This is a genomic window from Nocardioides albertanoniae (assembly GCF_006716315.1).
Taxonomy (GTDB): Bacteria; Actinomycetota; Actinomycetes; order Propionibacteriales; family Nocardioidaceae; genus Nocardioides; species Nocardioides albertanoniae.
Genome location: NZ_VFOV01000001.1, coordinates 4405030 through 4418001 on the forward strand (window position 1 = coordinate 4405030; position 12972 = coordinate 4418001).

Annotated in this window: 11 protein-coding genes; 2 read left to right on the plus strand and 9 right to left on the minus strand. The window is 69.5% G+C overall.

Going from position 1 to position 12972, the window contains the following annotated elements; genetic code table 11:
• The first annotated feature begins 96 nt into the window (after positions 1–96).
• Positions 97–1662 carry an MXAN_6640 family putative metalloprotease gene (locus FB381_RS21085; RefSeq protein ID WP_342778443.1) on the plus strand — a complete coding sequence of 522 codons (1566 nt, stop codon included), beginning with the start codon at positions 97–99 and terminating at the stop codon, positions 1660–1662.
• Positions 1663–1754: 92 nt separating this feature from the next.
• Here FB381_RS21085 and FB381_RS21090 read toward each other — a convergent pair whose 3' ends face one another.
• The 9 genes from FB381_RS21090 to miaA form a co-directional block, all read right to left on the minus strand.
• Positions 1755–3749, minus strand: a complete 1995-nt coding sequence (locus FB381_RS21090) for an ATP-dependent DNA helicase (protein WP_141782095.1) — start codon at positions 3747–3749, stop codon at positions 1755–1757.
• Between the two features lie 10 nt (positions 3750–3759).
• Positions 3760–4512, minus strand: a complete 753-nt coding sequence (locus tag FB381_RS21095) for an SGNH/GDSL hydrolase family protein (RefSeq protein WP_170225258.1) — start codon at positions 4510–4512, stop codon at positions 3760–3762.
• A gap of 91 nt (positions 4513–4603) precedes the next feature.
• Complete coding sequence (gene hflX / locus FB381_RS21100) at positions 4604–6133, minus strand: GTPase HflX (protein ID WP_141782097.1); 1530 nt, start codon at positions 6131–6133, stop codon at positions 4604–4606.
• A 93-nt stretch (positions 6134–6226) separates the two neighbouring features.
• A complete protein-coding gene (locus tag FB381_RS21105; RefSeq protein WP_141782098.1) occupies positions 6227–7843 on the minus strand; it encodes a substrate-binding domain-containing protein in 1617 nt (538 codons plus the stop codon).
• A 103-nt stretch (positions 7844–7946) separates the two neighbouring features.
• A complete protein-coding gene (locus FB381_RS21110) occupies positions 7947–8723 on the minus strand; it encodes an SDR family NAD(P)-dependent oxidoreductase (RefSeq protein ID WP_141782099.1) in 777 nt (258 codons plus the stop codon).
• 279 nt (positions 8724–9002) lie between these two features.
• Entirely contained in the window at positions 9003–9854 is an 852-nt protein-coding gene (gene dapF, locus FB381_RS21115; protein WP_141782100.1) for a diaminopimelate epimerase, read from the minus strand.
• Positions 9854–10483, minus strand: a complete 630-nt coding sequence (locus FB381_RS21120; protein WP_141782101.1) for a pyridoxamine 5'-phosphate oxidase family protein — start codon at positions 10481–10483, stop codon at positions 9854–9856. Before FB381_RS21120 ends, dapF begins: the two co-directional genes overlap by 1 nt.
• Positions 10480–11439, minus strand: coding sequence for a helix-turn-helix transcriptional regulator (locus FB381_RS21125; protein ID WP_141782102.1), 960 nt, complete (start codon positions 11437–11439; stop codon positions 10480–10482). Before FB381_RS21125 ends, FB381_RS21120 begins: the two co-directional genes overlap by 4 nt.
• A gap of 69 nt (positions 11440–11508) precedes the next feature.
• Entirely contained in the window at positions 11509–12408 is a 900-nt protein-coding gene (gene miaA / locus FB381_RS21130; protein WP_246088244.1) for a tRNA (adenosine(37)-N6)-dimethylallyltransferase MiaA, read from the minus strand.
• Positions 12409–12560: 152 nt separating this feature from the next.
• On the opposite strand from miaA, the gene FB381_RS21135 reads away from it, so the two are divergent.
• Positions 12561–12767, plus strand: coding sequence for an antitoxin (locus tag FB381_RS21135; protein ID WP_141782104.1), 207 nt, complete (start codon positions 12561–12563; stop codon positions 12765–12767).
• The last annotated feature ends 205 nt before the right edge of the window (positions 12768–12972 follow it).

Sequence of the window (12972 nt, forward strand, 5' to 3'; positions counted from 1 at the left end):
ACGCCGTATGGCGTGGCTGTAGGCGTTTCACCGATGTGGGCGCGTCGTGTGCGCTTAGACTGCCGAGGTCTGCCTTCCCCGAACGTCTGGTACGTGATGCGAAACCTTGGTCGCCGGAGCAACCGCAAACAACTGTCCTTCGTCGTGGTCGCAGGCATGGTGATGGCGATGTTCGCCGCCACCATGCCCGCCACTGCCGCGACCTCGGCCGCAGCAGCGACCTCGGTGAGGACGGGCGGCGACACCAGCGCCGAGAAGCCGATGACCGAGGAAGACGCCCGCAAGGCCCTCGACGCGGCCAAGAAGGTCAAGCGCAGCCAGGGCGTGCGCGGTGCGCGCCAGGTCGTGCCCGGACGCCACGTCTCCGGCCGGCCGGACGCGACGATCGCGCTCACCGACCTGTGGAACGCCAAGGACTCCCTGGGCCGCTCGAGCAAGGCGGCCGCGCGCGAGCTGCTGCGCCGGCCCAAGGCGTTGACCCAGACCTGCAGCGACGTCATCTGCGTCCACTACACGCCGGGCAAGGGCGGCGACAAGGCCTCCGTGGCCTACGCCAAGCAGGTGCGCGACGTGGTCACCAAGGTGCACAAGCTCTATGTGAAGGCCGGCTATCGCAAGCCCGCCGCCGACAAGGCCGTCACCCCGGGCAAGGTCGACATCTACCTGCAGAACCTCTACGACGAGGGCTACTACGGCTACTGCGCCCCGGAGACGAAGGTCTCCCAGAAGGCCGCGACGGCCTACTGCGTGCTCGACAACGACTACGCCGCCAGCGAGTACGGCTCCTCCAACACGCCCACGGAGAACCTCCGGGTCACGGCGGCCCACGAGTACTTCCACGCCGTCCAGTTCGCCTACGACGCCGGCGAGGACCGCTGGATGATGGAGTCGACCGCCACCTGGGCCGAGGACGAGGTCTACGACAGCATCAACGACAACCGGCAATACCTGGCCTACGGGCAGCTCGAGGACCAGCGCAAGCCGATGGACAACTCCAGCCCCTCCAACCTCGGCATCTACGGCAACTGGATCTTCTTCCGCTACCTCTCCGAGAAGTTCACGAAGAAGCGCGGCGACCTGCCCGCTGTGATCCTCGGGATCTGGAACCGCACCCCCTCGACCTACTCCACCACCGCGATCCGCCAGGCGCTCGCCGAGCGCGGCACGACCCTCAAGCGGGAGTACGTCCGCTTCGCCGCCGCCAACCTGGCCCCGTCGAAGACCTACAGCGAAGGCCGCGCCTACTACCCGCCGGTGCACGACGGCCGCAAGGTGCTGCCCGCCAAGCGCCAGACCGTCGGTGGCAAGTTCACCCTCAAGCACCTGACGTACGCCTCGCAGCGCCTCGTGCCGAAGAAGGTCGGCAAGGGCTGGAAGCTGCGGGTGAAGGTCGACGTGGCCCGCACCAACGCCAACGCCGCCGTGGTCAGCGTCTTCCGCACCGACGGCACCCGCGGCGTCTACCACCTCAAGCCCAACCGCAAGGGCATCGCCACCAAGACGATCAAGAGCTTCTCGTCCAAGCGGATCCGCAAGGTCGAGGTCACCTTCGCCAACGCGAGCAGCAACTTCAAGTGCGGCCAGGGCACCGCCTTCACCTGCCACGGCACCGCCTCGCCGGACCGCGCCACCCACCGCTGGTGGGCCAAGACCTACCGCTGATCACCCCGAAGGACCAGCTGCACGAACGTCGAGTCGGCGCGTTATAACGCGCCGACTCGGCGTCGTTCTTGGTCAGAACGCGCCGACTCGGCTCAGCTGGAAGCTGACTCAGAGAGCCGCTTCAGGGCTTGCCGCACCAGCCCGGGGTCGGTCGTCGCCCACATCGGCGGCAGGCTGGCCTTGAGGAACGAACCGTAGCGAGCGGTCGCGAGGCGGGCGTCGAGCACTGCCACCACGCCGCGGTCGGTGGTCGTGCGGATCAGCCGCCCGGTGCCCTGCGCGAGCAGGAGCGCCGCGTGAGTGGCGGCCACCTGCATGAACCCGTTGCCGCCGGCCTTGTCGGCGGCCTGCTGCCGCGCGGACATCAGCGGGTCGTCGGGCCGTGGGAACGGGATCCGGTCGATGATCACCAGCTGACAGGTGTCACCGGGCACATCGAGCCCCTGCCACAGCGACAGCGTGCCGAAGAGCACCGTGTGCGGGTCGGCGACGAACTGCGCGGCGAGCTCGGGCAGCTGCGCATCGCCCTGGGCCAGCGTGGTCAGGTGCGGCAGCTTCTGCCGCACCACCTCGGCGGCCGCCTCGGCCGCCCGTCGCGACGAGAACAGCCCGAGCGTACGTCCGTCGGCGGCGTCGACCAGGTCGACGATCTCGTCGAGCGTCTTGGCGCCCATGCCGTCGCGGCCCGGAGGCGGCAGGTGGCGGGCGACGTAGAGGATGCCCTGCTTGCCGTAGTCGAACGGGCTGCCGACGTCGAGGCCGATCCACGGCAGCACATCCTCCGTACGCTGCGCATCGGCGCCCAGCGTCGTGCGCTCGTCTGCCTTGAGCCCGAGCGAGCCGGCCACGGCCCCGAAGTCGCCACCGAGCTTGAGGGTCGCCGAGGCGAAGACGACGGTCTTCTCCCGCAGCAGCTTCTCGCGCATCTGCGCCCAGACCTGGAGCGGCGCGACGCAGAGCCGTGGCGGGATGCGGTCGGTGCCCTCGTTGAGCCAGATCACGTCGGACTCCAGGGCGGCAGCCATCCGCTCGGCGGTGGTGAAGACCTCCTGCAGACCACCCTTGGCCTGCTGGAAGCCGGGGTCGGCGCTCTCGGAGTCCTTCGGCTTGGGCAACGCCGAGAGCGCTGACCGAGCGGCGTCGCGCACGAGCACGAGCGCGTCGGAGACGACCTCGGGCAGGGTGATCATCCGACCGGGCTTGGTCTCGTTGACGGCCGCCCGCAGCGCGTCGGACGCGTCGGCGAGGTCGTCGGCCTCCGAGCCCTCGATGTGCTTCTGGGCCCGGCGAGCGGCCCGCTCGACCTCGGCAGCGGTCAGCTCGTCGGTCGCCGCCTGGGTGACCCGCGCGACCAGCTCGTGGGCCTCGTCGATCACCACCGCGTCGTACTCGGGGATCATCGGCACCCCCTCGATCGCATCGATCGCGAGCAGCGAGTGGTTGGTGACGATCAGATGGCTCTTCTGGGCCTTCTCCTTGGCGACCTCGGCGAAGCACTCCTCACCGAAGGGACACTTCGCGGCGCCGAGACAGTCGCGGTGGTTGACGGAGACCTGACGCCACTCGCGGTCGGTGTGGCGCGGCGCGGAGTCACGCTCGCCGTTGCCGCCCTTGTCGGCCTCCTTCTCCGCCCAGCTGCGCAGCTCGAGCATCTTCTCGGCCATCGGGCCCAGCGGCACGTCGACCAGGGTGCCCTGGTCATCGGGGGCGCCTTCGCGCACCCGGTGGAGGCAGGCGTAGTTGGAGCGACCCTTGAGCACGGCGTAGGAGGCATCGACGCCGGGCCGGGTGCCGATCGCCTTGACCAGCCGGGGCAGGTCGCGCTCGACGAGCTGGTGCTGCAGCGCCAGCGTGGCAGTGGCGACGACCACCCGGTTGTCGTGGAGCAGCGACGGCACCAGATAGGCCAGCGACTTGCCGGTGCCGGTGCCGGCCTCGACCAGCAGATGCTCCTCGTCGGCGAAGGCCTGGGCGACCGCGTCGGCCATCAGCACCTGGCCCTCTCGGGTCGAACCGCCGAGGGTCGCGACCGCGTCTGCCAATGCTTCTCGAACGGGCGTCTCGGAGGCGGTGTCGGTTGCGGTCACCCGGGCAACCTTAGCCGTGGGCGGGGACAGGCTCCGACCGGCTCTCCGCGATCCGCTGGGCGACGATCCGGCCGAACTGCACGTGCCCCGCCGGGGTGAGATGGGTGTGGTCGTCCTGGTAGGGAAGCTTGAGGTCGAAGACGTTGATGTAGGTCACCCCGTACTCCTTCGAGACCCGCTTCAGCATCTTGTTGACGACCTTGATGGCCGCTGCACGGGTGGAGATGCTCGGGGCGCCGAGCACGACGACGTCGTGGCCCTTCAAGGCGTCGAGCGTCTGCCGGAAGCCCTTCTCGGCCTCGGGCAGCTCCCGGTGGGCATCGTTGATGCCGCCTTCGAGCACGACCAGGTCGGCGCCCTGCCGCACGGCGTCGGCGGCACGCTCGCCGAACGAGATCGGGCCGCACCGCTCCATCGAGGAGCGGGCGTAGCCGGTGCCGGCGAACCCCGAGACCCGCACCTGCCCGTCGAGATAGGCGGGCCACGACTTCGCCGGGTCGTCGAGCCCGTAGCCGGCGGCCCACGAGTCGCCGATCACGACGACCTGCTCGCCGGCGCCGGTGACGACCGCGGCGCGGGAGACCGACTCGGCGGCGAACCTCGAGCACATGTCCTGGGTCACCACGCCGCCCTTGCTCGCGTCTTGACCGGGCAGGCTCTCGACGTCCTCGGAGGAGCAGGCCGCGAGGACGGTCGCGAGCACAGCACCGGCCAGCGCGCTCACGATCGTGGCGCGCGCGATGCGACGTACGGGTGCCTTCATGCGTCCTCCTCCCATGGGCAATCGTGCCAAGTGTGAAGGAAGATCCCGTTATCGCCGGTCTCGAAACGCCGGATTGAGACGGGGTTGACGATCAGGCCGAGAACGCCGCGAGCTCGCCGGCCAGGTCGGCGTTGGCGCGTCCCTTGAGCAGGGTGCCGTCGGCGGTGTGCTCGAGGTGGTCGATCTCTCCGTGCTGGTGAAGCCGGTTGACCAGGTCACCGCGCTCGTAGGGAACCAGCGCGGAGAACTCGACGCCGGGCCGCGGCAGGTCGGCCTCGACGGCCTTGATGGCCTCGTCGATGCCCTCGCCGGTCTTGGCCGAGACCGCCACCGAGTGCGGCTCGGTGCGCAGCAGCCGGCCGATCACCATCGGGTCGGCGATGTCGGCCTTGTTGATCACCACCAGCTCGGGCACCTCGGAGGCACCGATCTCGGCGAAGACCTCGCGCACGGAGGCCAGCTGGCCCTCGGGGTCGGGGTGAGCACCGTCGACGACGTGCACGACCAGGTCGGCGTCGGCGACCTCCTCCAGCGTCGAGCGGAAGGCCTCGACGAGCTGGTGGGGCAGGTGGCGTACGAAGCCGACGGTGTCGGACATCGTGTAGACCCGGCCGTCCTCGGTGGTCGTCTTGCGGGTCGTCGGGTCGAGGGTGGCGAAGAGGGCGTCCTCGACGAGCACCCCGGCACCGGTGAGCCGGTTGAGCAGCGACGACTTGCCGGCGTTGGTGTAGCCGGCGATCGCGACCGCTGGGATCTGGTGGCTCTTCCGCGAAGCACGCTTGGTGTCGCGGGTGCCCTTCATCGCCTTCAGCTCACGGTTGAGCTTGGCGATCTTGGTGTTGATCCGGCGGCGGTCGGTCTCGATCTTGGTCTCACCAGGACCACGGCCACCGATACCGGCACCACCGGCGACCCGGCCACCGGCCTGACGCGACAGGTTGCCACCCCAACCACGCAGCCGCTGCTTCATGTAGCTGAGCTGGGCGAGCTCCACCTGCGCCTGGCCCTCGCGGGACTTGGCGTGCTGGGCGAAGATGTCGAGGATCAGCGCGGTGCGGTCGACGACCTTGACGCCGGTGCGGTCCTCCAGGTTGCGCAGCTGGCTCGGGGCCAGCTCGCCGTCGGCGATGACCGTGTCGGCGCCGGTCGCGGCCACGATCTCCTTGAGCGCCTCGACCTTGCCGCGTCCGATGTACGTCGCCGGGTCGGGCGCCTGACGACGCTGGTAGATCGCCTCCAGCACCTCGGAGCCCGCCGTCTCGGCGAGCAGCGCCAGCTCGGACAGGGAGTTCTCGGCGTCGGCCTGGGTGCCACCGGCCCATACGCCCACGAGCACGACTCGCTCCAGCCGCAGCTGGCGGTATTCGACCTCGGTGATGTCTTCGAGCTCGGTGCGCAGGCTGGCGACGCGCTTGAGCGCGTGCCGCTCGGCGAGCTCCATGGCGCCGAGCGTCGGGCCGGCGTCCTCATCGCCGAAGCGGAGCCCGAGGCCGTCCTCGGGGTCCTCGTCCGCGTAGCCGGACTCGAAGCCGTCGGCGTCGGACTCGGCCTCGAGCGCGTCCCAGTCCTCGGTGGCCTCGAGCGCGTCAGCGAGTGAGAAGTCGTGTGCGTTGTTCGTCATATACCAACAAGGATACGGCGCCGCGCCACCCGGGCGACAATGCTTAATTCCGCCGGGCGCGCAGCGGTTCCCACGACGTGCCCGGCGCAGACGTCAGCGTCGGCCGATCGCCTCGTGGAGCACCGAGCCGACATCCTCCGGTCGCTCCGCGACGTACGCCGCCCCGCCTGTCGCCTCGGCGATGGTGCGCAACGCTCCCATGTCGGCGTCGGCGGTGATCCCGACACCGATCACGCGCACGGGTCGGTGGGGATCGGAGGCAGCCTTCAACCGGCGTACGAGCTCGGCCAGGTCCATCGAGTCGGCATCCTCGTTGGTGCCGTCGGTGAAGAGCAGCACGGTGTTGGAGGCGAGCGGGTCGTAGGAGGCGACGGCAGCCTCGTAGGCGGCCAGCGTGGTGTCGTGCAGGGCGGTGCCGCCGCCGGTGCGGGCGGTGAGGCCGGCGATCTCCTTGGAGAGCAGGTCACGCTGCCCCTTCGTGCCGAGCGACCGGGTCGGCACGAGCGCGGCGTGGTCGCCGCCGAGCTTGCCCTCGGTCTCCTCGGAGAAGGCCCACAGCCCGATCGCCGCGGTGGCCGGCAGGTCCTTGATGGCTTCCGCGGCCGCCGCCTGGGTGAGCTGGAGCCGGGTGGTCACGCCGTCGCCCGAGGGGAAGGCCATCGACCCGGAGACGTCGATCGCGGCGATGCCCCGCGTCGGCCGCAGCCGCTGGCTCCACTCGGCGGCCGTCTTCTTCACGGTGGCCGGGTCGACCTCGGTGAAGGCACCCACGTTGGGCGAGGGTTTGCCGGCGCCGGAGGTGCGGAAGCCGGCCTTCGTCAGCGTCTCGTCGGCGGCATCGCTGTCGAGCACGCGCGCGAAGTTGGTGATCGAGGAGGCGAGGGTGTTGCGACGCGACGAGTTGGCGGTGAGGATGACCGGGTAGTCGAGCACCACGGTGCCTTCCTTCGGCGCGCTGGCCTTCAGCATCGGCGCATAGCTCGACCACTGCTGCTCGCTGGTCGCGGTCACGCCGCTCGCGACTGTGCGCAGCTCGGCGAGCCGGCCGGAGTCGGTGGGTGCGCTGCCGTCCTCGTCGGAGGCGATCCGGTCGGCGTACGACTTCAGCTTGGCGGCGTTCGCAGGGTTCGCCTCGCCCGCGATGACGGTGCCGAGCGCGCTCATCATCCGCTGAGGGTCGCCGACCAGCAGGTCGTCGTCGGCGAAAGCCTCCGCGTAGGACCTGCGGATCAGGCCGTCACCGGAGACGAGAACCACCGGCGAGGACGCCATCGACGACCGTAGGGTCACCGGCTCCTCGGCCGGACTGATCCGGTCGAGCCAACGCGAGGAGTCGGGGATCCATACGTCGGGCAGATCGTCACCGAGGGCCATCGGCGAGAGCACCTGGTCGGCCTCGGTCGCCTTGACCTCGATCTGCTTGCAGCCTGCGTCGTCGAGGATCTTGCGCAGGACCTTGGCCGCCTGGGGAGCCGCCGCGACGTTCATCTGCGGGCCCGTGCACGACCTGGTGACGGTCTGGGTGGCCTTGCCGCTGGTCACCATCGCGGTGGTCAGCAGGCACAGCGCCAGGACGCCGACGGCACCGGCGACGACCCCGATCGTCTGCTTCGTGAACCGCGGCTCGACCTCTGCCTCGGGCTCCGCAGGCGCCTCGGGCTCGATGATCGCGAGCGCCTTCGACGTGCTGCTGCCGGCCTTGCCGGACATTCGAACTCCCCTTGCTCCGATACCCCGCGGGGCAGTCCCAGATGTCCGCGGCTGGCGCACACACTATCGGTGCGCCAGCCGACGGGGTAGCACCTGGCGTCTACTACTTCGGAGGCATCCTGATGCCGCCGTCGACGCGGATCGTCTCGCCGTTCATGTAGTCGTTGGTCAGGCACTCGACGACCATGCTCGCGAGCTCCTCCGGCACGCCGAGACGACGCGGGAACAGCACGCTCTCGCCGAGCTTGGCCTTGAACGCCTCCGACTCCGGACCCTCGCCGTAGATCGGGGTGTCGATCAGCCCGGGGGCGACGGTGTTCACCCGGATCCCCGACGCAGAGAGGTCGCGGGCGAGCGGCAGGGTGAGCCCGACGACGCCACCCTTCGACGAGGAGTAGGACACCTGCCCGATCTGACCGTCGAAGGCCGCCACGCTGGCCAGGTTGACGATCGCGCCGCGCTGCCCGTTGGCGTCGGGCTCGTTGCGGCTGATGAAGCTCGCCGCCTGGCGGCACATGTCGAAGGTGCCGATCAGGTTGATCGCGATGACCTTCTTGTATGCATCCAGGTCGTGCGCCGACGACACCTGGCCGTCACGCCCGATGGTGCGCTGAGCCCACCCGATCCCGGCCGAGTTGACCACCGCCTTGAGCGGCGCGACCTCGACGGCCCGCTCCACCGCGTTGGTGATCTGCTCGCTGTCGGTGACGTCAACGGGCACGAACAGCCCCTTGATCTCCTCGGCCAGCGCCTCGCCCTTGTCCTTCTGCATGTCCGCGACGATCACCGTCGCACCCTTGGCCGCCAACGCCCGGGCCGTAGCCGCCCCGATCCCGCTGGCCGCCCCCGTCACGATCGCTGTGCTATCAGTCAACTCCATGGGCAGCACCCTAGACGTGACCCCGACCACCGTTGGTGAATACCCGTTAACCATCTCACCGAGAGGTCACTCCTGCAGGGTGAGAAGTCACGTACGCAGGGTGAGAAGTCACGTACGCGGGCCGAGAGGTCACCCCTGCAGGCCGAGAAGTCACGTACGCAGGTCGAGAGGTCTTTGGTGACTTCTCACCCTGCAGACCCGACGCATCGACCTGCAGAAGTGACGCCTCGACCTGCAGGGGGACGCCTCGACCTGCAGGGGTGACGTCTCGGCGGAGGGTCAGAGGGTGGTGGTGCCTTCGGCGACGAGGAGGGCGGTGCCGGCGAGGAGGATGCGGTCGTCGGTGGTCCAGGTGACCTGGAGGGTGCCGCCGGGTACGTCGACGCGGTAGGTCACGTCGGCGTCACGCTCGCCGGCGAGACCGTCGGCCTCGGCGGCGGCGACCATGACCGCGCAGGCGCCGGTGCCGCAGGAGCGGGTCTCGCCGGAGCCTCGCTCGAAGACGCGCATCGCGACATGTCGCTCGGCGACGCGGGCGAAGAACTCGACGTTGACCCCGCGCGGATAGACGTCTTCGTCGAAGACCGGGGTGTCGTAGAGGTCGCCGACCGGGCCCTCGGGGTCGATCGACTCGACCTCGGCGGCGGCGTGCGGGTTGCCCATGTCGACGTTGGCGGCGGGCCAGAAGTGGTGGGCGACGCTGACCTGCGTCGCTCCGAGCAGCTTCGGGGAGCCCAGGTCGGCGGTCCAGATGTCGCCCGAGGCGCGCAGCGTCTTGTCGCCGGCGCGGGTGGCGAAGGTGATCTCGTCGCCGGCGAGACCTGCCGAGCGCAGATACTCGGCGAAGACGCGGGTGCCGTTGCCGCACATCTCGGCGAGCGTGCCGTCGGCGTTGCGATAGTCCATGAACCACTCCGCATCGCTCACCGGCCGGTCCGGACCGTCGTAGTCAGCGGTGCGGATCACCCGCAGGATCCCGTCGGCACCGAGGCCGGCTCGGCGATCACACAGCCTCCGGACCCGGTCGGCCATCTCCGAGTCGGTCAGCGCGCCGTGCACCGAGCCGTCCAGGTCGGGCAGCAGCACGAAGTCGTTCTCCGTGCCGTGCCCCTTCACGAATGCGTACGTCATCAGTAGAGGAACTTCGAGTAGGTGTCGGTGCGGTAGTAGTCCTCCATCTCCGCCAGGGTGCGCGCGTCCTTCTCGACCTCCTTGGCGATCACGGCGCGCTTGGGGAGGTGGTCGGGGTTCCAGGTCTCCGGGTCCCACAGGCCCGACCGCAGGAACGCCTTGGCGCAGTGGAAGAAGATGTCGTCGATGTCGACGACCAGGGCGAGGATCGGCCGCTTGCCCTTGACGACCATCTCGTCGAAGAACGGCGCGTCGGAGACAAGTCGCGCGCGGCCGTTGATGCGCAGCGTGTCGCCACGGCCGGGGATCAGGAAGTTGAGTCCGACGTGGGGGTTGGCGAGCACGTTGCGGTAGCCGTCGACACGTCGATTGCCGGGCCGTTCAGCGATCGCGATCGTCTTGTCGTCGATGACGTGCACGAGCGAGCCGGCCGGGTCGCCCTTCGGCGAGGCGTCGCAGCTGCCGGAGTCGTCCGAGGTCGCGACCACGCAGAACGGGGTCGCCGCGAGCCACTCCCTGTCGATCTCGAGGAGCGCCGGACGCCCCTTGGTCACAGCCCGCTCGTGGGGGGTGCCGACCAGCTCGACGAGCTCGTCGACGGTGCTGATCTCGGTCCAGGTAGGGGTCACGCGCCTATCGTAGGAGGCGGCACCTCACCCCGGCGAGCCCGCAGCCACTCGATCGGGTCGCCCCGGTCGACCTCGACACCGGCCATTCGGAGCATCGCCCTGGCGAGCAGACGCCGATGAGCGGCGTACGTCAGGACGTGGGCGACCACCGACCCGATCTGGAAGCTCTCCGGCGGCTCGCACAGCGCGTCGACGAGCCGGTCCTCCCAGGCTCCGCGCCGCTCGATGTCGCGTACGACGGCGAGCCATCGCGCGCCCACGGCCTCGTGCTGGTCGATCAGCGCAGCGACGTCGTCCGAGCGGTCGCGGGCCGGCATCGAGAGGCCCTCGATGGAGGCGACCCAGCACTCCTTGGCCCACACGGTGGCCTCCAGCACCTGGATGAGCGACTCCTCCGGTCCGTCCCACTCCAGCACCACGCGGCCCGGCAACCGCACCTCCGCGAGCACGTCGGCAGACAGCCCCGAGGCCTGCTCGAGCAGCGCCCGGGTGTCGTCGAGGTCGTGCATCACCAGCTGCTCGGTCAGCGGCGAGAGCACCTGCTCCTGGGAGTCGACCCACAGCGACTCGGGCGGATGGAAGTGGATGCCGTTGGGAGCCGGCAGCCAGTGGCTGGCCGCGGCGGTGCTCGGCGGGTGTCCGAAGGCCTTGGCGAAGGCGCGCGAGAACCCTTCCAGCGACTCATATCCGGCCGCCCACGCCGCGTCGGTCACCGTGCCGCCGTGCCGCAGCTGCCACGCGGACCGCTCCAGCATCACCCGGCGCCGCATCGCCACCGGCGGCTCGCCCGCGCCCCGGGAGAGCATCCGGTTGAAGTGGTAGGGCGAGGTGAAGGCGTCCCCCGCCATCTGCGCCAACGTGCGCGGGGTGCCGTCGTCGGCGCCGTCGAGCACCGCGTCCAACAGCTCACGCAGGCGGTCGCGGCGGCTCCCGCTCGTCTCCCCCGGCTCGCTCACGTCTCCAGTCTGACCCACGAGGAGACGTACGCACCCGACCGATCTTGCTCGAGTCCTGCTCAGCGCTGCTCAGGCCGAGACCGCCCGCACCGCCTCGAGGGCCTTCTCGACGCGCCCGGGGTCGTCGAACGCGACCCAAACGACGCGTGAATCCTTGCGGAACCAGGCGTCCTGGCGACGCGCGAACTGGCGGGTCCTGATGACGGTGCGCTCCTTCGCCTCCGACAACGTCATCGACCCGGTCAGATGAGCGGCGACCTCCCGATAGCCGATCGCAGCCATGGCGGTCCTCGACAACGTCCGGTCGCCCTCGAGGAGGCCGGCCACCTCGTCGACGAAGCCGGCCTCGAACATCTCCGCGACGCGCTGACGGATGCGGGAGTCGAGCTGCTCGCGGGAGATGTCGACACCGATCTGGATCGACGCCGGGTCGTGGTAGACCTGCTCGGGCAGGGTGGCGCTGAACGGCTGACCGGTCAGCTCGATGACCTCCAGGGCACGTACGACGCGGCGACCGTTGTCGACCTCGATCCGGTCCGCGGACGCCGGGTCGAGCTCACGAAGTCGGTCATGAAGTGCCTTCTCACCTGCGGTTTCGAGCTCGCCCTCCAGACGCTCGCGCACCGCCGACGACGTGCCGGGGAAGTCGAAACGATCCAGGATCGCCCGGGTGTAGAGGGCACTGCCGCCGACCAGCACGGGCACCTTCCCCGCCTCTCGAAGCGTGGCGATCACACCACGAGCGAGGCCTTGGAACTCGGCGACCGAGGCCGGCTCGGTGACATCGAGGAGGTCGAGCAGATGATGGGTGATCCCACGCCGCTCGTCGAGCGGCAGCTTCGCGGTGCCGACGTCCATCCCCCGATATACCTGCATCGCGTCGGTGTTGATCACCTCACCGTCGAGCGCCTCGGCGAGGTCGAGGGAGAGCGACGTCTTACCCGCCGCGGTGGCGCCGACGACGGCCACGATCGGAGCCTCGGACAGGGCAGAAGATCCCTGCTCGACTAGTCCGTGCAGGTCATCCGGGTCGCGTGTCCCCCTGTTGCTCGCGTACTGCATGTGGTTAGTGTGGCTGGAAGTCGGCTCAAAACGGGAGCCACCGATCCAGAGGGGGAAGCATGAGCTTCTTGGACAAGGCAAAGGATCTCGCCAACAAGGGCGTCGACAAGGTCGGCTCCGACAAGGTCGGAGAGGGCCTCGACAAGGCCGGCGACTTCGCCGACGAGAAGACCGGCGGCAAGTACGGCGAGCACATCGACAAGGGTGTCGACGCCGCGAAGGAGCACGCGGAGGGCCTGGACGGCGGCGACAACAACAACAACTGATCCAGGCACGACCCCGAGACGGGGAGCGACCCACCGGGTCGCTCCCCGTCTTGCGTTTCCGGAGCGTTACCCGACGACGACATTTTACCGTGCATTTATCGAAACACCGTTAACGACCTGTTGCCACATGTGCTGTCACGTGGAACGGTCGAGGTGGATTCATCCTGCCCCCGCCGGGGGCAACCGGGGGGAGGAGCCTGCAGTG

Excerpts from the sequence above, each read along its gene's own strand:
- FB381_RS21085 (WP_342778443.1), top strand. The coding sequence starts at position 97 with ATGCGAAACCTTGGTCGCCGGAGCAACCGCAAACAACTGTCCTTCGTC.
- FB381_RS21095 (WP_170225258.1), bottom strand. The coding sequence starts at position 4,512 with ATGAAGGCACCCGTACGTCGCATCGCGCGCGCCACGATCGTGAGCGCG.
- hflX (WP_141782097.1), bottom strand. The coding sequence starts at position 6,133 with ATGACGAACAACGCACACGACTTCTCACTCGCTGACGCGCTCGAGGCC.
- FB381_RS21105 (WP_141782098.1), bottom strand. The coding sequence starts at position 7,843 with ATGTCCGGCAAGGCCGGCAGCAGCACGTCGAAGGCGCTCGCGATCATC.
- FB381_RS21110 (WP_141782099.1), bottom strand. The coding sequence starts at position 8,723 with ATGGAGTTGACTGATAGCACAGCGATCGTGACGGGGGCGGCCAGCGGG.
- dapF (WP_141782100.1), bottom strand. The coding sequence starts at position 9,854 with ATGACGTACGCATTCGTGAAGGGGCACGGCACGGAGAACGACTTCGTG.
- FB381_RS21135 (WP_141782104.1), top strand. The coding sequence starts at position 12,561 with ATGAGCTTCTTGGACAAGGCAAAGGATCTCGCCAACAAGGGCGTCGAC.